20 protein-coding genes and 1 tRNA gene are annotated in these 21,526 nt (G+C 62.4%); 4 read left to right on the top strand and 17 right to left on the bottom strand.

The annotated features are described in order from the left end of the window. Positions 1-4 precede the first annotated feature (4 nt). From cpaB to IF690_RS22745, 5 genes are all read right to left on the bottom strand, one after another. Entirely contained in the window at positions 5-811 is an 807-nt protein-coding gene (gene cpaB, locus IF690_RS22725; protein WP_202697472.1) for a Flp pilus assembly protein CpaB, read from the bottom strand. 16 nt (positions 812-827) lie between these two features. Continuing rightward, on the bottom strand, positions 828-2,147 hold the full coding sequence (locus IF690_RS22730) for a DUF8689 domain-containing protein (RefSeq protein WP_202697473.1): 1,320 nt from the start codon (positions 2,145-2,147) through the stop codon (positions 828-830). A 14-nt stretch (positions 2,148-2,161) separates the two neighbouring features. Continuing rightward, positions 2,162-2,680, bottom strand: a complete 519-nt coding sequence (locus tag IF690_RS22735; RefSeq protein ID WP_202697474.1) for an A24 family peptidase — start codon at positions 2,678-2,680, stop codon at positions 2,162-2,164. Positions 2,681-2,709: 29 nt separating this feature from the next. Then, on the bottom strand, positions 2,710-2,901 hold the full coding sequence (locus IF690_RS22740) for a Flp family type IVb pilin (RefSeq protein WP_202697475.1): 192 nt from the start codon (positions 2,899-2,901) through the stop codon (positions 2,710-2,712). Between the two features lie 698 nt (positions 2,902-3,599). After that, entirely contained in the window at positions 3,600-3,791 is a 192-nt protein-coding gene (locus IF690_RS22745; protein WP_202697476.1) for a Flp family type IVb pilin, read from the bottom strand. A gap of 421 nt (positions 3,792-4,212) precedes the next feature. On the opposite strand from IF690_RS22745, the gene IF690_RS22750 reads away from it, so the two are divergent. Beyond that, entirely contained in the window at positions 4,213-5,097 is an 885-nt protein-coding gene (locus IF690_RS22750; protein ID WP_202697477.1) for a helix-turn-helix domain-containing protein, read from the top strand. Positions 5,098-5,305: 208 nt separating this feature from the next. Here the strand turns inward: IF690_RS22750 and IF690_RS22755 are convergent, their stop codons facing one another. Continuing rightward, complete coding sequence (locus IF690_RS22755; protein ID WP_202697478.1) at positions 5,306-6,088, bottom strand: SDR family NAD(P)-dependent oxidoreductase; 783 nt, start codon at positions 6,086-6,088, stop codon at positions 5,306-5,308. 193 nt (positions 6,089-6,281) lie between these two features. On the opposite strand from IF690_RS22755, the gene IF690_RS22760 reads away from it, so the two are divergent. After that, positions 6,282-7,430, top strand: coding sequence for an aldose epimerase family protein (locus tag IF690_RS22760; RefSeq protein WP_202697479.1), 1,149 nt, complete (start codon positions 6,282-6,284; stop codon positions 7,428-7,430). 67 nt (positions 7,431-7,497) lie between these two features. Here IF690_RS22760 and araH read toward each other — a convergent pair whose 3' ends face one another. The 7 genes from araH to IF690_RS22795 form a co-directional block, all read right to left on the bottom strand. Continuing rightward, positions 7,498-8,466 (bottom strand): L-arabinose ABC transporter permease AraH, encoded by a 969-nt coding sequence (araH, locus tag IF690_RS22765; protein WP_202697480.1) that lies wholly within the window; start codon positions 8,464-8,466, stop codon positions 7,498-7,500. Between the two features lie 10 nt (positions 8,467-8,476). Further along, on the bottom strand, positions 8,477-10,021 hold the full coding sequence (gene araG / locus IF690_RS22770; RefSeq protein ID WP_202697481.1) for an L-arabinose ABC transporter ATP-binding protein AraG: 1,545 nt from the start codon (positions 10,019-10,021) through the stop codon (positions 8,477-8,479). A 60-nt stretch (positions 10,022-10,081) separates the two neighbouring features. Then, the gene (locus IF690_RS22775; RefSeq protein WP_202697482.1) at positions 10,082-11,086 is read right to left on the bottom strand and encodes a substrate-binding domain-containing protein; all 1,005 of its coding nucleotides are present in this window, start codon (positions 11,084-11,086) and stop codon (positions 10,082-10,084) included. Between the two features lie 88 nt (positions 11,087-11,174). Further along, positions 11,175-12,050: an SMP-30/gluconolactonase/LRE family protein gene (locus tag IF690_RS22780; RefSeq protein ID WP_202697483.1), complete on the bottom strand. Its 876-nt coding sequence runs from the start codon at positions 12,048-12,050 to the stop codon at positions 11,175-11,177. A gap of 50 nt (positions 12,051-12,100) precedes the next feature. Further along, positions 12,101-13,681 (bottom strand): aldehyde dehydrogenase (NADP(+)), encoded by a 1,581-nt coding sequence (locus tag IF690_RS22785; RefSeq protein WP_202697484.1) that lies wholly within the window; start codon positions 13,679-13,681, stop codon positions 12,101-12,103. 41 nt (positions 13,682-13,722) lie between these two features. Next, the gene (gene araD1, locus IF690_RS22790) at positions 13,723-14,715 is read right to left on the bottom strand and encodes an AraD1 family protein (RefSeq protein WP_202697485.1); all 993 of its coding nucleotides are present in this window, start codon (positions 14,713-14,715) and stop codon (positions 13,723-13,725) included. A 20-nt stretch (positions 14,716-14,735) separates the two neighbouring features. Further along, positions 14,736-16,058 carry an MFS transporter gene (locus tag IF690_RS22795; protein ID WP_202697486.1) on the bottom strand — a complete coding sequence of 441 codons (1,323 nt, stop codon included), beginning with the start codon at positions 16,056-16,058 and terminating at the stop codon, positions 14,736-14,738. A 191-nt stretch (positions 16,059-16,249) separates the two neighbouring features. Between IF690_RS22795 and IF690_RS22800 the strand changes: the two genes are divergently transcribed. Further along, the gene (locus tag IF690_RS22800) at positions 16,250-17,986 is read left to right on the top strand and encodes an IlvD/Edd family dehydratase (protein WP_202697487.1); all 1,737 of its coding nucleotides are present in this window, start codon (positions 16,250-16,252) and stop codon (positions 17,984-17,986) included. 109 nt (positions 17,987-18,095) lie between these two features. Beyond that, on the top strand, positions 18,096-18,818 hold the full coding sequence (locus IF690_RS22805; protein ID WP_009050459.1) for a FadR/GntR family transcriptional regulator: 723 nt from the start codon (positions 18,096-18,098) through the stop codon (positions 18,816-18,818). A 226-nt stretch (positions 18,819-19,044) separates the two neighbouring features. Here IF690_RS22805 and IF690_RS22810 read toward each other — a convergent pair. The 4 genes from IF690_RS22810 to ybgF form a co-directional block, all read right to left on the bottom strand. Then, a tRNA-Lys gene (locus IF690_RS22810) sits at positions 19,045-19,120 on the bottom strand. A gap of 63 nt (positions 19,121-19,183) precedes the next feature. Further along, entirely contained in the window at positions 19,184-19,885 is a 702-nt protein-coding gene (gene queC / locus IF690_RS22815) for a 7-cyano-7-deazaguanine synthase QueC (RefSeq protein WP_202697488.1), read from the bottom strand. A 1-nt stretch (position 19,886) separates the two neighbouring features. Further along, positions 19,887-20,534: a 7-carboxy-7-deazaguanine synthase QueE gene (gene queE / locus IF690_RS22820; protein ID WP_202697489.1), complete on the bottom strand. Its 648-nt coding sequence runs from the start codon at positions 20,532-20,534 to the stop codon at positions 19,887-19,889. A gap of 165 nt (positions 20,535-20,699) precedes the next feature. Continuing rightward, the gene (ybgF, locus tag IF690_RS22825) at positions 20,700-21,524 is read right to left on the bottom strand and encodes a tol-pal system protein YbgF (protein WP_202697490.1); all 825 of its coding nucleotides are present in this window, start codon (positions 21,522-21,524) and stop codon (positions 20,700-20,702) included. Positions 21,525-21,526: the final 2 nt, after the last annotated feature.

The following is a 21,526-nucleotide window of genomic DNA, read 5'->3' on the forward strand; positions in this document are numbered from 1 at the left end:
TCATTTACAGCTGGGACTTCACAACGTTGACCTCGATCCCACGAATCACCGTGATCCCGCTATCGCCGCTGGCACGACGCCGGACAATCGGCCGAACCACCGGAGGGGCAGGCACTTCCTGGATCATGGCGACCGGCTCGACCATCGCCGGTTGCTTCTGGTTGTCCAGCGGGTTGCGCAGGGCCAGTTGCAGCTTGCCGGCGGCCATCCCCTTGACCAATTCCTCGGCCTGCTGGGGGGTCATTTCCAGGGTCACGGCGCGCACGACCACCGGTTGGGTCTTGTCGGTACTGGCCGTCTGGTCCACTGCCAGCACCCGCAGGTCTTCCAGGATGGTCTTGGATTCGGCATCGCCGGTATTGCCGGTCTGCCGGGTAGCCAGCACGTCGACCCGGTTACCCGGTAACAGGAACCCGCCCACGCCGACCACGTCGTCCACCCGGACCGAGATTGCACGCTTGGTGGGTTCGATCAGCGACGCCAGGGTGCTGCCGCCCAAGTGTTCGGCCAGGCGCGCGCCGCGCAGGATGTCGCCACGCAGCATGGAGAAGGTGGCGATCTTGCCCACGACCTTCTCGGTCGCGTCGAAAGCATCCTCGGGCACCGTCTCCTTGGGCATGCGGACCAGTGCGACCTGCTGTGGCTCGACCATTTGCCCGAAAGCGATTTCCACGGTCGCCACCACCACGTTCCGCTGGTTATCGTCGGGGGTGGCGTTGAGCCTTGCATTGAGCCAGGTGTTGGCCATCCATGCCGCGCCCAGGCCCAGAACCACGGACAAGGCCACCAGAGTGAAAGTACGAGAACTCATGTCGAAATCTCCTTACTCAAAGAAAATCGAGCTGGACGAAGTAGCTGTGCCAAGCCCACTCCAGTTCCAGGGTTGACAGCGGCCCGCTGGCGCCCACATAACGCTGGCGATCGAGCGCCATGCTCAAGAGATCCCGTGGGTGGCAAGGCACCAGCGGCATGTTTTCAGCGCCATAGAGCTCATCCAGGACGTAGCGCAACAGCAGCGGGTCGTATTGGATGTTCAGGCGCTCTGTCTCTTGAATCCAGATACGTTCGTACTCCTCGGGCTTGAGGTAGCCGAACTGCAGCTTGTAGCCAATGCGCCGCAGGAACGCCTCGTCGGCCAGTTCCAACGGGTTCAGGTTGGTGGAAAACACCAGGATCAGGTCGAACGGCAACTCGCAGTGCCGACCGCCGCCAAGGTTGAGGAAGTCGCGTTTCTCCTCCATCGGTACGATCCAGCGATTGAGCAACTCCGCGGGGGCCATGCGCTGGCGCCCCATGTCGTCGATGACGAACAGGCCATTACTGGCCTTGAGCTGCAACGGCGCCTGGTACTGGCGAGTGAAGGGGTCGTAGCGGATATCCAGCTGTTCCATGGTCAGCTCGCCGCCGGTGATGATGATCGGCCGTTCACAGCACAGGAGCCGACGGTCGATCCCCTCATTGAGCATCAGGCTGTTCTGCGCATCGCCGACATCCAGACGCCGGTGTACCTGGGGGTCGTAGATCTCGATCACCGCATCGTTGATCGCAATGGCATGGGGCACCCAGATGGACTCGGAAAACAGCCGGATCAACCGGCTGCTGACGTAGGTCTTGCCCGTCCCCGCCGGCCCGTAAATCATGATGGCGCGCCCGGAATTCAGGGCCACGCCCAGTTGATCGAGCATGTTCTGGGCCAGCACCATGGAGCCGAAGGACGCCTGCATGTCCCGGGCGCTGATACGGCCATGGTGAATGGTCTGGACCTTGATCAGCGAGCGGTAGGCGCTCACCGGAAAGGGCGCCGCGCCGATATAACCACTGCGCGACAAGGCATCGCGGGCAGCATTGCGGCCGCGCTCGGTCAGCCCGTAGCGCAAGCCCTGGCCAGCGGCCTGGCCAAGGATCTCGACCCGATGATCCTGGCGCAGGAAGGTCAGGACTTCTTCAACCACCGCCCCCGTCAGCGCCAGGCGCTCGACCAGTCGAGGCATGTCCAGTACGCCCGCATCGTGCAGATGCTTGCAGACCAGGTCTCCGAGGAAATTGTCCGCCAGCCCGGTCTCGAGGATCGTGCGTGGCTGTGGAGCCAGTCGCTGCACTGCTTCCCGGTCATTGCCGGTCGGACGGCTGTTACTGATGGCGTACATAATGTTCTCCTGAGCTACTGGCCAAGGGGCAACCAGTAAAAGCTGGCCAATGTGCCGAGCAGGATCGCAACCGAATAAGGAAAGGGTTTGCCGGCCACTTCATCATCCGCCGGCGGGAAATAGGCCTTGGCTCTCACCATCTGCCAGTAGCGCCCCATGGTCCGTTGAACTTGACCACGTACCAACACGATCAATACCCCGCACGCGCCGCCGGCGATCAGGCTGAAAAATGCAGCCCAGAGGGCGTGCTGCGGAGTGAGAAAAGTGCCAACCATGGCCATGAGCTTGACGTCGCCGGCCGCCATCCCGCCAAAGGCGTACAGAGGAAGAAAAACGGCAAAACCGATCGACATGCCCAACAATCCATAACCAAACCCGATGACGCCTGAGGAATAGACCTGGCTGGCAATCCCCAGTCCCAGCCCCAACAGCACCAAGAGGTTGGGAATACGGTGGCGACGAAGATCGCTCACCACCGCAATCCCCAGCAGCCCCAGCATTAATGCAACAACGAATAATTGCTCTTTGCCCATGACTGCAGCCCTCGGTGGAAGTTGGCGTATTAGCAGACGACTCCCTGGACAGCGCATCCCAGGCTGGTAATGGCGGTGCTCACGTTACCGCCCAGAGTCACAAACGCGGCAACAGCGCCCAAAGTGATCAGGCCACCGGCCACTGCATATTCCACAATGGTCAGGCCGTCTTCGTCTTTGGCGAACTTGATGACCAAAGTCTTGATCGATTGCAGATTCATTTTTCCACCTCACTCAATTGTTTTTGTTTAAGAGCAGCCCTTGTGCACTGCCTGGTTGAACATTAGTCAGGGGAGCACTGGGAGGGTTAGGAGTTTTTTGCTGATCGTTAGGACTTTATTGCTGTTGTTGAAAGATGCAAAAAAGCACCGGGAACAACACATCCCAAGGAACAGATGGCTTATCTAAGGAAGGAATAATTGAAGCGCCGCCTTGAAACAGACTTGCCCTCGATACGAGACCGGCCTGAGCCACTAGCCGACAAAGACAAAAGCCCCGGCGGTGTTCGCTGCGCCCAAACCATAGTGCGAAACGAAGTAAATCGAGGCTTCCATATCAGGATTTGATCTTCACGCGAGCAATACAGCGACGATACTCCAGAAGCTGCAAAGAGAATTTGCAGGCCGTTGCAGAGCGATGGAGCCGTGCTCGGCCAAAGGTCACTTGACGATTTGTCTCGTTCGAAACCAAGACTGGAGCCATCCGTCATGTACTGTGCGCTGACTGCACAGACCGATTGAGAAGGCTCCATCCTGTCCAGGCGGGATCAGACAGAAAAACGGCGGAAACACACATGCACCACAGGTACGGCCTCAGCCCGAGGGAAACCGCTCTTCGCAGCCAGACCCGAGAAGTCTGGCTGCGTACGAGCAACAAGCAGCTCCAGTCTTGGGCTGAGGACTCGGCACAACGGCTGTCGTTAGCACACGACACCCTGAACGGCACAACCCAGGCTGGTAATGGCGGTGCTCACGTTGCCTCCCAGCGTCACGAACGCGGCAACGGCTCCCAGCGTAATCAGACCACCGGCCACCGCATATTCCACGATGGTCAAACCCTCTTCATCCTTGATGAAGGCCAGCACCGAAGTTTTGATTGTTTGCAGTTTCATCTTGTTCACCTCATATAGGTAAAGTTGCTTCAAGGCGATCAGTATTTGTGCCGCCTGACTGAATCCTAGTCAGGGGCTAACAGAAAGAGTTAGGAGTTTATTGTCGGTTTCTAGGACTTTTTTGCGCCCCTTGGCAAGACAGCAAAGACCATCAATGAAACTAAACCTGGCAGATGGAGTTTTTTCAGAAAAGGAACTGTTCTCATATAACACTAAATTGATTCAGCCGTGGCCGGTGGTGCAAGAAAAGGCGATCGCAACAGCAAGGAGCTGCCTGTGACTCTTATCTCGCTGTCAGACATAGAAGGTAATCAAGAAAATTTATGAAGCGCTATCGGAACTTGATCCTTTGCCCGCAACGCACAATGGCGATACTGACAGCCCAGGAAGTGACAGCGAGACACCAGGAAGGAATAAGGAAATGAAACCTGAGTCGGTCCAAAAACCCTCTCTTTTATGGTTCGACCTCACGCGCGACCGATCCTCTGAAGAACTGATCGCGCTGTTTCGCCCAACCTGCGATTGCCGGGTGTCGAAAGACGCGTCTCCGCCCGAAAAGGACATGCATCCTCTACCGGACATGATCTGCATGCACTATGACCGCCCGGACATGCCGGGGCTCAATCTGTTGCTGGAGATCAAACACAAGATTCCCTCCATTCCCATCGCCATGTTCACGGTGCAGCACTCCGAAGAACTTGCGGTCTGGGCCATGCGTTCGCGGGTCTGGGAGTACATGGTGCTCCCGCTCTCGAGTGCCGAGATCCGGCGTTTCCTGCATGCACTGAAGCAGCTCTGCGAACTGCGCCACGGCAGCGGCCCCGGCAACAAGACGCTGCAGATCGAACACGGCCCGTCCCTGCCGGACAGCATCCGGCTGACCGTAGAGCACCAGAAACATCAGGCACTCAGCGATGTGCTGCTGTACATCGAGCAGAACTTTCGGGAAAGCATCGACCAGAAAGAGCTGGCCAAGCGCTGTGGCATGACCACGTTTCGCTTCAGCCGGCTGTTCAAGGAGGTCCATGGCCTGGGATTCATGGATTACATCCTGAGCAAACGCATGGATTGCGCCAAGAATCTGCTCGACAACAGCCAGATGCCCATCACCAGCATCGGCTATGAGGTCGGCTTCAAGGACCCGTCCTACTTCGCCCGCGCCTTCAAGCAGTTCGCCGGCGCCAGCCCCAGCGAATACCGGCAACGCCGAAGAAACCCGGAACGGGTAAAAAAAGAAGAGGCGGAACTGGAGCAAGCGCTGTCTCAGGTGATCGACAGCCTGCCGCTGCGTATCGAAGGTCGATGAACAGGCCAGGCATGCCGCTGGCGAACACGCCGATCCGCCCAGCCGGCATCGGCGCCTTGAGCCCCGGCAGCAGGGGGGCGAGCCCCCAGGCGGCCTGTCTATCAGTCTGTGCTGCGCCTTGAACCCCTTCCAGCCGCCTTCTGCTTGAGCCCTGCCCGCCGACAACTCGCCGTCATTCCGGCGGGGCCACGGCGTCGTTCGCCGGGTGCTATACCCAGCCGCCATCGACGATGAAGTTTTGCGCCGAGCACATGGCGGACGCATCGGACGCCAGGAACAGCGCCATCTGCGCGATATGCCCGGGCTCCACGCTGCCCGGCAGGCACTGGCTGCGGCTGATCAGCTCGCGGGCGGCATCGTCCACCCACAACGCCAGCTGTTTTTCGGTCATCACCCAGCCGGGCACCAGGGTGTTGACCCGGATCCGCCAGGGCCCCAATTCCCGCGCCAGGGCCCGGGTCAAACCGTGGGTGGCCGCCTTGCTGGCCGCATAGACCGGGTACCCGCTGGAGGCCATCATCCAGCCGATGGACCCCAGGTTGATCACGCTGCCGGCGCCGGCGGCCTTCATCATCGGCACCACCGCCTGGCTGGCGAAAAAGGCGTGCTTGAGATTGACCGAGATGAGCTTGTCGAATTTCGAAGAGTCGACCTCCTCCAGGCTGTGCCGCACGTCATTGGCGGCATTGTTCACCAGCACCGTGACAGGCCCCAGCGTCTGCGCGAAGCGTCCGATCGCGGCCTGGTAAGCGACCTCGTCGGTGATGTCGCAGTGCGCGAACTCGACACGATGGCCCTGCGCCGATAACCGGGCCGCCAACGCCTCGCCCTGGCTTTGCGCCATGTCCACGAACGCAACCCTGGCGCCCTGCTGTGCAAAAGCGCAAACCAGGGCTTCGCCAATGCCCGAGGCGCCACCGGAAATCAATACAGTCTTGTCGTTGAGATCCGCGTACACGGCCTGCATGCCAGCCCCTTTCTCATTGTTCATATGACGGTTCCTGCGCAGTGATCATTATCGGTCCGGGCCAGCGGAGCATGCCTGTATCCATGCTACGCCAACCTAATTAGTCTTATTTTATATTGTAAAAAAGCCACTCAAGGCGATAGATTTGTCGATGAAACCAGTAAAACTGCAAATTAGTAGAACTATTCCATTCAGAACAACAAAAGGAAGTTCAACCATGCCGCACTCTCCCTACCGGCTTTCCAGCCTCGGCCTGTCGCTGCTGCTCGCCAGCCTCGGCGCCCAGGCCGCGGGCCTGTCCAGCGAACACAAGGCCTTTGGCACGACCCTCGAGGGCACCGCCGTCGAGCAATATGTGTTGCGCAACAGCCATGGCCTGCAAGCCACGGTCATCACCTACGGCGCGGTCCTGCAATCGTTGAAGGTGCCGGATAAGAACGGCGCCTTCGACGACGTGGTCCTGGGCTTCGACGACGTCCAGGGTTATCAGCGCGGCACCGCGTTCTTCGGCGCCACCATCGGCCGCTACGGCAATCGCCTGGCCGGCGGGACGTTCGAGCTGGACGGCCAGCGTTACCAGGTGCCCCTCAACGACGGCCCGAACTCGCTGCATGGCGGCGCCCAGGGCTTCGACAAGCGCGTCTGGAAAGCCCGGCCGATCAAGCGCAAGGACGCTGTCGGGGTGACCTTGAGCTACCTGTCCAAAGACGGCGAAATGGGCTTTCCCGGCAACCTGCAGGTCGAGGTCACCTACAGCCTCAACGACAACAACGAGCTGCGCATCGAGTACAGCGCCTCCACCGACAAACCCACGGTGCTGAACCTCACCAACCACAGTTACTTCAACCTCGCTGGCGCCGGTAACGGCGATGTGCTCGCCCAGCTCGCCACCTTGCACGCCAGCCACTACACGCCGGTCAACGCCAAGCTGATTCCGACCGGCGAACGGGCTCCGGTCGCCGGCACGCCGATGGACTTCCGGCAACCGACCGCCATCGGCCAGCACATCAAGGACGATCATCCGCAGCTCAAGTTCGCCGAGCCGAAACAGGGCGGCTTCGACTTCAACTGGGTGCTCGACGCCAAGGGCAATGTCGGCCAGCTCGCCGCCGAGGTGCGCGACCCTCGCTCCGGTCGTCGCTTGCAGCTCTACACCAGCGAACCCGGGGTGCAGTTCTACACCAGCAACTTCCTCGACGGCACGCTCAAGGGCAAGGCGGGCAAGACCTACAGTCACTGGGGTGGGTTCACCCTGGAGACCCAGCACTTCCCCGATTCGCCCAACCAGCCGGACTTCCCCAGCACCCGGCTGAACCCCGGCCAGGTCTACAACCAGGACACCGTCCTGAAGTTCTCCACCGACTAAAAAAGCGGCAGCCGCCACTGCCCTGCCGCCCCGGCAAGGCAGTGGCCGGCGACGAAGCCCCCCGGAATCAGCGTTGTTTCATGCGGTCGATGACCACCGCCAGCAGCAGGATCGAACCACGGATCACGTACTGGTAGAAGGTGTCGATGTTTTTCAGGTTCATCGCGTTTTCGATGATCGCCAGAATCAATACCCCGGCGATCACATGGCGGATCATGCCAATCCCGCCGCTCAACGACACCCCGCCCAGCACACAGGCGGAAATCACTGTCAGCTCGAACCCCTGGCCGATCATCGGCTGGCCGGAGGTCATGCGCGATGCCAGGATCACCCCGGCCAGCGCGCCGATCACCCCGTGCACGGCGAAGATGACGATCTTGGTGCGGTCGACGTTGACCCCGGCCAGCAGCGCCGCTTCCTGGTTGCCGCCGATGGCCATGGTGTTGCGCCCGTAGGTGGTGTAGTTGAGCAGCCAGCCGAAAAACAGGAAGCAGCCGATGGTGATCAGGATCGGCACCGGCACCCCGAACAACTGGCCATTGCCGAAGACGAAGAATTGCTCCTGGGATACGCCGACCGCCTTGCCATTGGCGAAGATATAGGCCAGGCCACGGACGATCTGCATGGTCGCCAGAGTGGTGATCAGCGCATTGACCCGCAGCTTGGCAATCACGATGCCATTGATCAGCCCGACCAGCAGCCCCATCAGCAGCGCGGCGCCCACCCCGAGCAACACGCTGTCGGTGTCGCGCATCACCACGGCCGCGACGACCCCGGCACAGGCGATCACCGAACCGACCGACAGGTCGAAATGCCCGGACGCCAGGCAATAGAGCATGGTGCAGGCGGCGATGCCGGTGGTGGAAATGGCCAGGCCCAGGCCGCGCATGTTCAGCGGCGAGAGGAAGTTGTCGATGAGCAAGGTGCAGAGCACGAAGATCCCCACCGCCGCCAACAGCATCGCCCAGTTATCGAGCAGGCCACGCAGGTCCAGGGGTTTGCGCGCCGTCGGCAACGCGTTGTCTTGAATTGTCATGTTCACCTCTTCAGTTCTCCAGGCCGTCGGCGCGTTGGCGCGGCAAAGCCAGTTGCAGCAGGTTGGATTCATTGGCCTGTTCGCGGCTCTTTTCGCCGCGCAGCGCACCCTCGCACAGCACCAGGATGCGGTCGGAGATGCCCATCACTTCCATCAGGTCGCTGGACACCACGATCACCGCGATGCCGCTGGCCGCCAGGTCATGGATGATCTGGTAGATCTCGGCCTTGGCGCCGACATCGATGCCGCGCGTGGGTTCGTCGAGCAGCAGGACTTTCATCGGCATCGACAGCCAGCGGCCGAGGATGGCCTTCTGCTGATTGCCGCCGGACAGGTAGACGATTTTCTGCGCCGCATTGGGTGTCTTTATCTTCAACGCCTTGATCTGCTTGTCGGCGTTGCCCTTCTCCCAGCCGCCGCGCAACAGCCAGCCAAAGCTCGAATGGGCGCCGCGCGCGCTGATGTTGATGTTCTCGGCGACGCTGGAAAGCGCAATGATGCCCTCCTTCTTGCGGTCCTCGGGACACAGCAGCACCCCGGCGGCAATGGCATCGCGCGGCGAGCGCAGGTGCAGGGCCTCGCCACACAGTGCCAGGCTTCCGGCGCTTGCCCGTTCGAGGCCGCCGAGCAGGCGCAGCAGCTCGGTACGCCCCGCGCCGACCAGGCCGAACAGGCCGAGCACCTCGCCCTGGTGCACCTGGAAACTCAACGGGGCACGCAGGCCCGGCCCCAGCAGGCCGTCGACCTTGAGCGCCACCGCGCCGCGGGGCCGGGGGCGGTAATCGTAGATGTCCTGGATGTCGCGACCGACCATGCAAGTGACCAACTGGTCGTGGGTCAATGCGCTCATGTCCTCGAAGGTGCGCACGTAGCGGCCGTCCTTGAACACCGTCACCGCATCGCAGATCCGGAACACCTCCTCCATGCGATGGGACACGTACAGCACCACTTTGCCTTCGTCCCGCAGGCGCCCGATGATCGCCATCAAGCGCTCGATTTCCCGGGCCGAGAGGCTGCTGGTGGGCTCGTCGAAGGCAATCACATGAGCGCCACGGGACAACGCCTTGGCGATTTCCACCAGTTGGCGCTGGCCCAGGGACAGGCGGCCGACCTTCTCGTCGGGATCGATTTCATCGGCCAGCCCCTTGAGGCATGCCAACGCCTGCTGGCGCAGCGCACGGCGGTCGATCACCCCGAGACTGGCCGGCAGATGGCCGAGGAACAGGTTCTCGGCCACGCTCATGGCGGGCACCAGGTGCAACTCCTGGTGGATCACCGCGACCCCGCAGGCAATGCTGTCGGCCGCGCACTTGAACGCCATGGCCTGCTCGCCGATCTGCACACTGCCGCTGCTGGGCGTGTAGGCGCCACCGAGAATCTTCAGCAAGGTCGACTTGCCTGCGCCGTTCTCGCCCATCAGGGCGTGCACCTGCCCCGGCCGGGCGGTGAAGCTGATGCCGTCCAGCGCCTTGACCCCGGGGAAAATCTTGCCGATGCCGTTGAAACACAAACTGGCGCCGGCGCTGTGTTGTCGTTCATTCAGTTGCGCGTGCATAGCCACCTCGTCAAGTCAGGCGGCCCGGTCGAAAGGGCCGCCGGGGAAAATCACCGGTCCTCAGTTCCACAGGCCGATCTTTTCCAGTTCTTGCTTGAAGTTGTCCCGGGTGATCAGCGTCACGTCGTCCATCGCCGTGTACTTGGGCGGTTCCTTGCCGGTGGTGACCCACTCGAACATCATGCTCGCGGTGTTGTAGCCCTCCATGTGCGGGCTGGGCAGCATCGAGCCGAAGAAGCCGCTGTCGGGTTTCTTCAACTCGCCGATGGCGTCCGTGCCGTTGATGCCGATGCCGATCACATTGGCCGCGGCGAAGCCGGCGCTTTCCGTGGCGCGCACACCGCCCAGCACACTGTTGTCGTTCATCCCGCCGATGATCAGGTTCTTCGCCCCGCTGGGCAGCTTGACCAGCGCCGAGTTGGTGGCGTCCATGCTGCCCGGCACGTCGAGGGTCTTGAGCGGCGCAAAGAGGATGTGCTCTTTGGGCAGGCCGGCTTCCTCCAGGGACTTGACCGAGCCGTCGGTGCGTTTTTTACCGGTGTCGAGTTCGTTGTAGGTGGTGATCACCGCGTAGGTGTCCTTCCAGTCCCAGCCGCGCTTCTTCGCTTCGCCGGCCATGGCGGCGCCCTGCTTCTGCCCCACCTCGAACGCGGCCATGCCCAGGTAGGGCACGTCTTCCATGAACTGGCCCTTGGCATCGACAAAACGGTCGTCGACGGCAATCACTTTCAAGTCGTTGAGCTTGGCCTTGGCCATGATCGCCGGCCCCAGGGACACGTCCGGCGGGCAGATCACGAAGCCCTTGGCACCGTTGGCGGCGAGGCTGTCGATCGCCGACAGGGTTTTCTCGCCGTCCGGCACGGCGATCTTGATCACGGTGAAGCCCTTGTCCTTACCGGCCTTTTCGGCAAAGGCCCATTCGGTCTGGAACCAGGGTTCCTCCGCCTGCTTGACCAGGAAACCGATCTTCACCGGCTCGGCGGCGAGCAGCAGGCAGCTCAGGCTGGCGGCCGACATGGCCAGGGCGGCACAACACAGGTAACGGATCCCACGACGACGATTCATAAGGTGACTCCTTGTTGTTGTTTTCATAGCTCGTTCCAAATGGCTTCGTTGCACACAGCTCGTTGCACACAGGTTTCAGCCTGAAACCTCAACCGGCAAATCGATGACCGGGGTTCCCTGGGGTATCGACCTGGACGGCCAGCACCGCACCGTCCAGAGGATGATCGAGCGGGCTGGCCGCGCTGGTGATGTACAGGGTCTTGAGGTCCGCGCCGCCGAACACGCAACTGGTGGGCCGGCTGACCGGCAGCTCGAGCACCCGATCGACCTCGCCGTCGGGCGCCAGCCTGAGCAGGCAGCCGCCGTCCCAGCGGGCATTCCAGACATAGCCCTGGGCGTCCATCGCCGAACCGTCCGGGACGCCACGCGGGTGTGGCCCGAACCAGCTGCGCGCCGGTTCGAGCCGGCCATCGCTGGCGATCGGGTACTGATACAGCGTGCCGTCCAGGCTGTCGGCAAAATACAGGCGGCTGGCGTCCTCGCTCCACAGCAAGGTATTGGGAATCCCCAGGCCCTGGAGCAGAGGCGTGACGCGCGCCTGGGCATCGATGCGGAACAGGCCACCGGAACGCCGCAGCACGGGAAGGTCTTCACCCCGCTCGCCGATATTGTTCTGCATGGTGCCCAGCCAGAGCCGGCCCTGGGCGTCGCAACGGGCCTCGTTGGCGCGGTTGCCCGGTTGCGGATCGGCCACGCAGAGCAGGCTCAGGCGCGGTGCCGCGGGGGCGGAACCGAGGTCGAGGCGGTACACGCCGCTGCTCAAGGTCACCAGCGCATCGCCGCGCTCACAGGGGATGAAGGCCGACACCGGTTCCGGCAATTGCCAGGCCTGCAGTTGTTCGCCGCACAGGCGCAATGCCTGCCGGCCGGCAATGTCGACCCAATACAGGGCCTGGCTCGGCGCATCCCAGAACGGCCCTTCGCCAAGCTGCGCACGGTGTGTGGTCAGCGCGGTCCACGACATGAAACCTCCTGCATTGTTGTTGTTTTCAGGCAGACATTGGCCGCCCCGCGTTACAGGCTGTCGCGCGATGGCCGTCCATCCACCAGGCGCTGGATACGCAGAGGGTTGGCGTTCTTCAAGGCATCTGGCAACAGGTTGTCGGGGTAGTTCTGGAAACACACCGGGCGCAGGAAACGTTCGATGGCCAGGGTCCCCACCGACGTGCCGCGGGCATCGGAGGTGGCCGGGAAAGGCCCACCGTGCACCATCGCGTCACAGACCTCGACACCGGTCGGGTAACCGTTGATCAGGATGCGGCCGACCTTCTGCTCCAGCAACCCGGTCAACTCGCCGAACTGCGCGAAGTCCGCGGGCTCGCCAATGAGGGTCGCCGTCAGTTGCCCGCGCAGGCCGTTCAAGGCGGCGACGAGCTGCGCCTGGTCGGCCACTTCGACGAACACGGTGGTTGGGCCGAACACTTCTTCCTGCAGCACTTCATCGCCATCGACCAGCAGGCTGGCACGCGCCTTGAACAACTGTGGCCGCGCCTGGTTGCCAGCTTGCGGATCGCCGGCCAGGTGCTCGATGCCCGGATGCGCCAGAAGCTTTTGCAACCCCTTGCCGTAGCTGCTCAAGGTGCCGGCGTTGAGCATGGTCTGCGCCGGTTGATCGCCGATCAGCCGGGCGACCTGCTCGGTGAAGGCCGCGAACTGCGGCGAGCGAATGCCGATCACCAGGCCCGGGTTGGTACAGAACTGGCCGCAGCCCTGCACCACCGACGCGGTCAGGTCGCGGGCGACCGTTTCCGCCCGCGCTTGCAGCGCCTGGGGTAACACGATCACCGGATTGATGCTCGACATCTCGGCAAACACCGGGATCGGCTGCGGGCGCGCCGCCGCCATGTCGCACAGCGCTCGCCCGCCCTTGAGCGAGCCGGTGAAACCGACCGCCTGGATCGCCGGATGCTTGACCAGCGCTTCGCCGACGCCGGCGCCGAAGATCATGTTGAACACGCCGGCGGGCATCCCGCAGGCCTCGACCGCCCGGATGATCGCATCGGCGACCCGCTCGGCGGTCGCCATGTGCCCGCTGTGGGCCTTGAACACCACGGGGCAACCGGCTGCCAGCGCTGCCGCGGTGTCGCCGCCCGCCGTGGAAAACGCCAGGGGAAAGTTGCTCGCGCCAAACACCGCCACCGGCCCCAGGCCGATGCGGTACTGGCGCAGGTCCGGACGCGGCAGCGGCTGGCGCTCGGGCAGCGCCCGATCGATACGCGCGCCGTAGAAATCGCCGCGCCGCAGCACCTCGGCGAACAGCCGCATCTGGCCACTGGTACGCTTGCGCTCGCCCTGGATCCGCGCGGGGGGCAATGCGGTTTCCCGGCAGACCAGGGCGATGAACTCATCGTCCAGCGCGTCCAGCTCGTCCGCCACCGCCTCCAGGAATTGCGCGCGCCGCTGCGCACTCAGGGTGCGATAGGCCGGATAGGCCGCCGCGGCAGCGATGGCGGCAGCCTCGACTTCCTGCGCCGTGGCCTGGTAGAACGCCTGGGGCAAGGCTTCGCCGGTGCTGGCGTCGATGCTGTGAAGAATGACGGTGCCGGCGGCGCTGCGCTGGCCGCCGATGTAGTTGTGGCCAAAAACCTGGGTCATGCCTGTCTCCTCGACTGCTTGTCTGCTTGAAGAGCGCCTGCTTAAAGGGCGCCTACGCAACCGGGCGCCAGCACCGCGTCGACACCGGCAATACCGTTGATCAATGGCGCGCCGAACGCCGCCTGGCTGATTTCGAATACGTCCCCCGGCTGCGTGCGGATGCCGTCCGCGAACGACAGGGTCGCAGTGCCGAAGAAGTGGATGTGCACATCCCCCGGCCGCAGGAACTGGCGGTATTTGAAATGGTGGTACTCGAGGTTCTCCAGGCTGTGGCACATATTGGCCTCGCCACTGAGGAACTCGTTCTGCCACAGCACCTGGCCATTGCGCAGAATGCGGCTGCTGCCCGCCAGGTGCCGGGGCAGCTCGCCGACCCTGAGTTCAGGACCATAGCTGCAACTGCGCAATTTGGAATGGGCCAGGTAGAGATAGTTCTTGCGCTCCATCACGTGATCGGAGAACTCGTTGCCCAGCGCGAACCCCAGGCGATAAGGCTTGCCGTCATGGCCGATGACATACAGGCCGCCGATTTCCGGCTCTTCGCCGGCGTCTTCGGCAAAGGCCGGCAGGCTGAAGGCCTGGCCCGGACGCACGACGATGCTACCGTCGCCCTTGTAGAACCATTCCGGTTGCACGCCGGCCTGACCGGCGGCGGGCTTACCCCCCTCCACGCCCCACTTGAAGATACGCATGGTGTCGGTCAGCGTCGTGTCGTCAGCACCCTGCTGGTGCATCTTGTCCCGTGCCGCGGCGCTGCCCAGGTGGGTCAACCCGGTGCCGCTGACCAGCATGTGCGCCCGGTCCGGATGATCCAGCGGCGGCAGGATCCTCAGGCTCGCCAGCAGCTCGGCGTAGTCGTGGCTGATGCCCAGGCCGAGGCTTTGCACCTGCTGGCGCAAGCCGACACCCGCCTCGATGGCCGCCAGCGCCAGCTCGCGCACCGTGCCCACCGCTTGCACTTCACGAACCAGAGCATCCTCGACCACGCCGACCCGACGCTCGCCGTTATTCAATTCGAACTGCACTAAACGCATGAACTTTCTCCTCTAGGCCATTAAGTACGTGTGGCGCCGCGGGCACTGGCGGCGAACTGCTCGACCGGCAGCACGTGCCTGCGCTCGAGCAACCGATAGACCACGCCCGTCAGCAGCACGCCGAACAGCATCACGCAGGACAGGAAGTACAACCCCGACGCCAGGCTGCCGGTGTACTGCTTGAGCGCGCCGATCACGAACGGACCGATGTAGCCGCCCAGGTTGCCCACCGAGTTGATCAGGGCGATCCCCGCCGCCGCGCTGGCGCCGGCAAAAAAACGCCCGGGCAAGGTCCAGAACACCGCGGTGCAGGAAAACAGCGCGAAGGCCACCAGGCACAGGGCCGCCAGTTGCAGCTGCGGCGCCGACAGCCAGGCGCTGAGGAACAGGCCGATCGCACCCAGCACATAGAGCACCGCCAAGTGGCCGTAGCGATCATTCAGGCGGTCGGAACTGCGCGGCACCACCAGCAAGCCGACGATCCCGAAGAAGTACGGCACCGAGGACACGAACCCAGTGGCCAGGTCGCTGCCGCCGAACTGCTTGATCAACGTCGGCAACCACAGGCCCAGGCCATAAATACTCAAGGTCACCGGCAGATAGAACAGCGCCAGCAGCAACACCCGCTTGTCCCTGAGGGCGTGCAGCGGATTGCCGTGGCGGGTCTGGCCGTACGCCTGCAGGTCCTTGTTCAGCTCGCCGGTGAGCCAGGCCTTCTCGGCCGGGTCCATCCAGGCGACTTGCTGCGGGCCGTCGGGCAGGTAACGCAGCACCGGCCAGGTCAGCAGGATCGCCGGCGTGCCGATGACGATGAACAGCCACTGCCAGCCGTGCAGGCCAAGGATGCCATCCATGCCCAGCAGGCCGCCGGACACCGGGCCGGTGATCATCATCGCGATGGGTTGGGACAGGATGAACAGCCCGAGGATCTTGCCGCGATGGCGCACCGGGAACCATTGGGTGATGTAGTAGAGAACGCCGGGGAAGAACCCGGCTTCCGCCGCGCCGAGCAGAAAGCGCATCAGATAGAAGCTGTAGGGGCCCTGGACAAACGCCATGCCGATGGTGATGGCACCCCAGGTGATCATGATCCGCGCGAACCAGCGCCGTGCGCCGAAGCGGTCGAGCATCAGGTTGCTGGGGATTTCCAGGAGGAAGTAGCCGATGAAGAACAGGCCGGCGCCCAACCCATAGGCCGCGTCGCCGATGCCGATATCGGCGCCCATGTGCAACTTGGCGAAGCCGACGGCGGAACGATCCACGTAGGCGATCAGGTACAGCAGGATCAGGAAGGGAATCAGTTTCAGCGTGATGCGCCGGACAAGCCGCAGCTCCTGGCTCATGGGATCGGTCTCCGATTGTTGTTTTTATAGAAGCCCGGGGACGCCTCTCGCGGAAAACCGCCAGGGTCATACCTCAGTTGAAACGACTATATAGTATTACTATTTAACCAACAATACTTCCAAACCCATGATTTTGCGCTTATGTTATGGCCAGACCAGAACAATATAGTCTTACAATAAGAGATCTGACCATGTCTGATAAGAAACCCAACCTGCGCTCCGCCCACTGGTTCGGCACGGCCGACAAGAACGGCTTCATGTACCGCAGCTGGATGAAGAATCAGGGCATCGCCGACCACCAGTTCCATGGCAAGCCCATCATCGGCATCTGCAACACCTGGTCGGAGCTGACCCCGTGCAACGCGCACTTCCGCCAGATTGCCGAGCATGTCAAACGCGGGGTGATCGAGGCCGGCGGCTTTCCGGTGGAGTTCCCGGTGTTCTCCAACGGCGAGTCGAACCTGCGCCCGACCGCCATGCTCACCCGCAACCTGGCCAGCATGGATGTCGAGGAGGCCATTCGTGGCAACCCAATCGATGGCGTGGTGCTGCTGACCGGTTGTGACAAGACCACGCCGGCACTGCTGATGGGCGCGGCCAGTTGCGACGTGCCGGCCATCGTCGTCACCGGCGGACCGATGCTCAATGGCAAGCACAAGGGCCAGGACATAGGTTCGGGTACCGTGGTGTGGCAGCTCAGCGAACAGGTCAAGGCCGGCACCATCACCCTCGATGACTTCCTTGCGGCCGAAGGCGGCATGTCGCGCTCGGCGGGTACCTGCAACACCATGGGCACCGCCTCGACCATGGCCTGCATGGCCGAGGCCCTGGGCACTTCCCTGCCCCACAACGCGGCGATCCCGGCGGTCGATGCCCGCCGTTATGTGCTGGCGCACATGTCCGGCATGCGCGCGGTGGAGATGGTTCGCGAAGACTTGAGGCTGTCGAAGATCCTCACCAAAGAGGCGTTCGAAAATGCCATCCGCGTCAACGCCGCCATCGGCGGCTCGACCAACGCGGTGATTCACCTGAAAGCCATCGCCGGGCGCATCGGCGTCGAACTCGACCTCGACGACTGGACCCGCATCGGTCGCAGCATGCCGACCATTGTCGACCTGCAACCGTCCGGGCGCTTCTTGATGGAAGAGTTCTACTATGCCGGCGGCCTGCCTGCGGTGTTGCGCCGCCTCGGCGAAGCCAAGCTGATTCCCCACCCGGATGCACTGACGGTCAACGGCAGAACCATCGGCGAAAACACCCGGGAGGCACCGATCTATGGCCAGGACCAAGTGATCCGCACCCTGGACAACCCGATCCGCGCGGACGGCGGCATCTGTGTGTTGCGCGGCAACCTGGCGCCGCTGGGCGCCGTGCTCAAGCCTTCCGCCGCCAGCGCCGAACTGATGCAGCATCGCGGCCGCGCGGTGGTGTTCGAGAACTTCGACATGTACAAGGCGCGGATCAACGACCCGGAACTGGAGGTCGACGCCGACTCGATCCTGGTGATGAAGAACTGCGGCCCCAAGGGTTACCCCGGCATGGCGGAGGTAGGCAACATGGGCTTGCCGGCCAAGTTGCTGGCCCAGGGCGTGACCGACATGGTACGGATTTCCGACGCGCGCATGAGCGGCACGGCGTATGGCACGGTGGTCCTGCACGTGGCGCCGGAAGCGGCGGCCGGCGGCCCGTTGGCAGCGGTGAAGGAAGGCGACTGGATCGAGCTGGACTGTGCCGGCGGACGCCTGCACCTGGACATCCCGGAGGAAGAACTGGCGGCGCGCATGGCCGATCTGCAGGCACCGCAGTCGCTGATCGTCGGCGGCTATCGCCAGTTGTACATCGACCACGTACTGCAGGCGGACCAGGGCTGCGACTTCGATTTCCTGGTGGGCTGCCGGGGCGCCGAGGTCCCGCGGCATTCCCACTGAGGAGGCTGATGCGGGCCCGCCGCCCACCGACTCAGGCATGCAGGAGCGCCTGATAGAGACGGGAGCGATGTTATGATGCAGCCAATTTCTTCAGAGCAGCCTCCCTGTTATGGATCACCAGCCTTCCAAACCCCGTAAGAGCATGCATGCCCGGATCGTTCAGGATTTGGGCATGCACATCGTCTCCGGACGCTTCAAGCCGGAAGATAGATTGCCCTTGGAGGCAACGCTGTGTGAGGAATACCAGGTCAGCCGCTCGGTGCTGCGCGAAGCCACCCGTGTGCTCAGCGCCAAGGGCCTGGTGTACTCCAAGCCACGGGTCGGCGCGGTGGTACGGCCACGGGCGAAATGGCATTTGCTGGACCCGGACGTGCTGTCCTGGTTGATGCAGTCGACACCTCACAGCGAGTTCTTCAATACCCTGGCCGGCGTACGCCGCATCCTCGAGCCGGAAATCGCCGCCATGGCCGCCACCACCGCGACCGACCCGGACATCGCGGTGATCGAGAAAGCCTACCAGTCCATGGAGACCGCCAAGACCCACGAGGAGCTCTTGCAGGCTGACCTGGATTTCCACCGGGCGATCGCCGACGCCACCCGCAACGACCTGCTCGCCTACATGTGCAACATGCTGTCGCTGCCGCTGCGCGAGTCCATCAGCATCACCAACCGCCGCCCCGACATCCAGCGCCTCAGCCTGCCCCGGCACAAGGCGATCCTGACCGCCATCAAGAATCGCGACGCCCTCGGCGCCCGGCATGCCTCGCTGGTGCAACTGGACGACACCCGCGTGGCCCTGGACACCGTGATGAATGTCCTGACTCCGCTGTAAGGCACACCGACCAGCCGATGGATGGTCTTTACGGACGAGATTCAGGATTTGCTCCAGCACAGCATCGATTCGAGCCGGCTCGAATCCAGGACTCGCCCCAGACAGCTACAGGCTGGTAATGGCTCTGCACACTCTCCAGACCCGATCCGGACTTTTCTGCAGGCAAAAAAAAACCCGAAAATCCTCACTTTCGTGGGCCTTTCGGATTTTAAATACTGCTAGAAAATGGTGGGTCGTGTGGGATTCGAACCTACGACCAATTGGTTAAAAGCCAACTGCTCTACCAACTGAGCTAACGACCCGCTGTGTGGTGGCGCGTATAATACTGATTTATAAAAAGAATTCAACACCCAATATGAAAAAAATCAAAAATAAGGTGTTGGGTCGCTGACACCGGCCGCGGCAAAACCTTCTGCACGCAGACGGCAGCTGTCGCATTTACCGCAAGCACGCCCTTGATCATCGGCCTGGTAGCAGGACACGGTCAGGCCGTAATCAACCCCGAGCTTGACGCCCGCCTTGACGATATCGGCCTTGCTCAAGTTCTGCAGCGGTGCCTGGATACGGAACCCCTGCCCCTCTACGCCGGCCTTGGTCGCCAGGTTGGCCATGCGCTCGAAGGCCTCGACGAACTCCGGGCGGCAATCCGGATAACCCGAATAGTCCACGGCGTTGACGCCAATGAAGATGTCCCGCGCGCCCAGCACTTCCGCCCAGCCCAGTGCCAGGGACAGGAACACAGTGTTACGCGCCGGCACATAGGTGACGGGGATCCCTTCGCTCGGGGCCTCGGGCACATCGATGGAGCTGTCAGTCAGCGCGGAGCCACCGATACCGTTGAGGTTGAGACCGATCACTTTGTGCTCGACCACGTCCAGGTCGCGAGCGACACGCTCAGCCGCCTGCAACTCGGCGCGATGACGCTGGCCGTAATCGAAGCTCATGGTGTAGCAGTGGTAACCTTCGGCACGGGCCATGGCCACCACGGTGGCCGAGTCCAGACCGCCGGACAGCAGGATTACTGCACGCTTTTCGGTGGCAACGTGGTTCTGTGCTTGTTCAGTCATATCAGCGCCCCGGCTCGTCATTCCAAAGATACTTATGCAACTGCAATTGCAGGCGCACCGGCAGGTTGTCCGCAACGATCCAGTCAGCCAGATCGCGCGCATTCAGATCGTGATGGCTCGGCGAAAACAGCACCTCGCCCGCCCGCCGCTCCAAACCATACTGGATCAGCTTGGAAACCGCCCAGTCGTAGTCCTCACGGGAACAGATGACAAACTTGACCTGGTCGTTCGGCGTCAGCAGCTCGATGTTTTCGTAACGATTGCGCTGAGCCTCCTGCGACCCCGGCGTCTTCAGGTCGAGCACTCGACTGACACGCGGATCGACCGCGGAAATATCCAGGGCTCCACTGGTTTCCAGCGAGACTTCGTAACCGGCGTCGCACAGCTGCTTGAGCAGGGGAATGGCGTTAGGTTGCGCCAGAGGCTCGCCCCCGGTCACACAGACGTAACGTGGGCGGAAACCGGCGACCTGCTCGAGAATGCTCTCGAGGGTGCGGAGGGTGCCGCCGCTGAAAGCGTAGGCACTGTCGCAGTACTGGCAACGCAGCGGACAACCGGTCAGGCGCACAAATACCGTGGGCAGGCCGGCAGTCCGAGTTTCACCCTGCAACGAGTAGAAAACTTCGGTAATTCTCAATGTGTCTTGCATAGTCGCCACGGGCGTAACAGCTAAACAGGCTGTCCGCCTCCGTCAGGCACCTCGAGGAATCCCGCAAACACGGTAATCCCAGGAAGCGTGTTTCATAAAAAGGCATGGATTCTAACGAAAAAACCCGCGGCAAGCGCGGGTTTCTTCCAAACAGCTCAAACTCGATTACATGCGTTGCAGATCGCGCTGAGCCAGCTGGGCGGCGGAAGTACCCGGATATTGGGCCACCACCTGCTGCAGAATGCCCTTGACCTTGTCAGTGTGGCCCAGGCGGCGCTCTACGTCAGCCAGCTTGTACAGGGAGTCCGGTACCTTGGCATGCTTCGGATACAGCTGGGAAACCTTGGCAAATGCCTGGCCGGCCCCTTGCAGGTCGCCTTTGGCCAGGTTCACTTCGCCCAACCAGTACTGGGCATTACCCGCGTACTGGCTGTTCGGGTATTTACGCAGGAACGCGGAGAAAGCCTGGCTGGCCTTGTCGAAGTCCTTGGCCTTGATCAGGTCGAAGGCGGCTTCGTAATACAGCTTTTCCTTCGCCGGATCGCCCGGTTCACTGCTTGCCGCTGGAGCTTGCGAGGCAGCCCCGGCGGCGACACCGGCGGCACTTGCATCACCACCGGCAGAAGAATGATCAGGAGTCGCGGCAGGTGCACCGCCCGCTCCAATGCGCCGATCAAGATCCTGGTAACGCTCCAGGCTTTCCTGCTTCATGCGCGCAATATCGTTTTGCAATACTTCAATCACACCTTGTTGCCGTGCGATTTGATCCTGCATCTGCTGCAGTTGCTGGAACAGCTCGCCCTGTGCCGAGACAGGGGTCGAAACCCCTCCCCCGGCATAGGCGCCGTTCGTGCCATAACCCGCTGGCGGATAACTGCCTCCGCTATTGTTATAGCCCGAGTTGTTATCGACCACAGGAACCGCAGCCCACGCCGAAAGCGGCGCGAGGCTGAGAGCCAAGACAGTTAGAGCACGACGGCACGTTCGCATGA

This window comes from Pseudomonas sp. SK3(2021) (genome assembly GCF_016772375.1).
In the GTDB taxonomy this organism is placed as follows: domain Bacteria; phylum Pseudomonadota; class Gammaproteobacteria; order Pseudomonadales; family Pseudomonadaceae; genus Aquipseudomonas; species Aquipseudomonas chlororaphis_I.

Coding starts and splice junctions, on each gene's coding strand:
- cpaB (WP_202697472.1), bottom strand. CDS start 811: ATGAGTTCTCGTACTTTCACTCTGGTGGCCTTGTCCGTGGTTCTGGGC.
- IF690_RS22730 (WP_202697473.1), bottom strand. CDS start 2,147: ATGTACGCCATCAGTAACAGCCGTCCGACCGGCAATGACCGGGAAGCA.
- IF690_RS22735 (WP_202697474.1), bottom strand. CDS start 2,680: ATGGGCAAAGAGCAATTATTCGTTGTTGCATTAATGCTGGGGCTGCTG.
- IF690_RS22740 (WP_202697475.1), bottom strand. CDS start 2,901: ATGAATCTGCAATCGATCAAGACTTTGGTCATCAAGTTCGCCAAAGAC.
- IF690_RS22745 (WP_202697476.1), bottom strand. CDS start 3,791: ATGAAACTGCAAACAATCAAAACTTCGGTGCTGGCCTTCATCAAGGAT.
- IF690_RS22750 (WP_202697477.1), top strand. CDS start 4,213: ATGAAACCTGAGTCGGTCCAAAAACCCTCTCTTTTATGGTTCGACCTC.
- IF690_RS22755 (WP_202697478.1), bottom strand. CDS start 6,088: ATGAACAATGAGAAAGGGGCTGGCATGCAGGCCGTGTACGCGGATCTC.
- IF690_RS22760 (WP_202697479.1), top strand. CDS start 6,282: ATGCCGCACTCTCCCTACCGGCTTTCCAGCCTCGGCCTGTCGCTGCTG.
- araH (WP_202697480.1), bottom strand. CDS start 8,466: ATGACAATTCAAGACAACGCGTTGCCGACGGCGCGCAAACCCCTGGAC.
- araG (WP_202697481.1), bottom strand. CDS start 10,021: ATGCACGCGCAACTGAATGAACGACAACACAGCGCCGGCGCCAGTTTG.
- IF690_RS22775 (WP_202697482.1), bottom strand. CDS start 11,086: ATGAATCGTCGTCGTGGGATCCGTTACCTGTGTTGTGCCGCCCTGGCC.
- IF690_RS22780 (WP_202697483.1), bottom strand. CDS start 12,050: ATGTCGTGGACCGCGCTGACCACACACCGTGCGCAGCTTGGCGAAGGG.
- IF690_RS22785 (WP_202697484.1), bottom strand. CDS start 13,681: ATGACCCAGGTTTTTGGCCACAACTACATCGGCGGCCAGCGCAGCGCC.
- araD1 (WP_202697485.1), bottom strand. CDS start 14,715: ATGCGTTTAGTGCAGTTCGAATTGAATAACGGCGAGCGTCGGGTCGGC.
- IF690_RS22795 (WP_202697486.1), bottom strand. CDS start 16,058: ATGAGCCAGGAGCTGCGGCTTGTCCGGCGCATCACGCTGAAACTGATT.
- IF690_RS22800 (WP_202697487.1), top strand. CDS start 16,250: ATGTCTGATAAGAAACCCAACCTGCGCTCCGCCCACTGGTTCGGCACG.
- IF690_RS22805 (WP_009050459.1), top strand. CDS start 18,096: ATGGATCACCAGCCTTCCAAACCCCGTAAGAGCATGCATGCCCGGATC.
- queC (WP_202697488.1), bottom strand. CDS start 19,885: ATGACTGAACAAGCACAGAACCACGTTGCCACCGAAAAGCGTGCAGTA.
- queE (WP_202697489.1), bottom strand. CDS start 20,534: ATGCAAGACACATTGAGAATTACCGAAGTTTTCTACTCGTTGCAGGGT.
- ybgF (WP_202697490.1), bottom strand. CDS start 21,524: ATGCGAACGTGCCGTCGTGCTCTAACTGTCTTGGCTCTCAGCCTCGCG.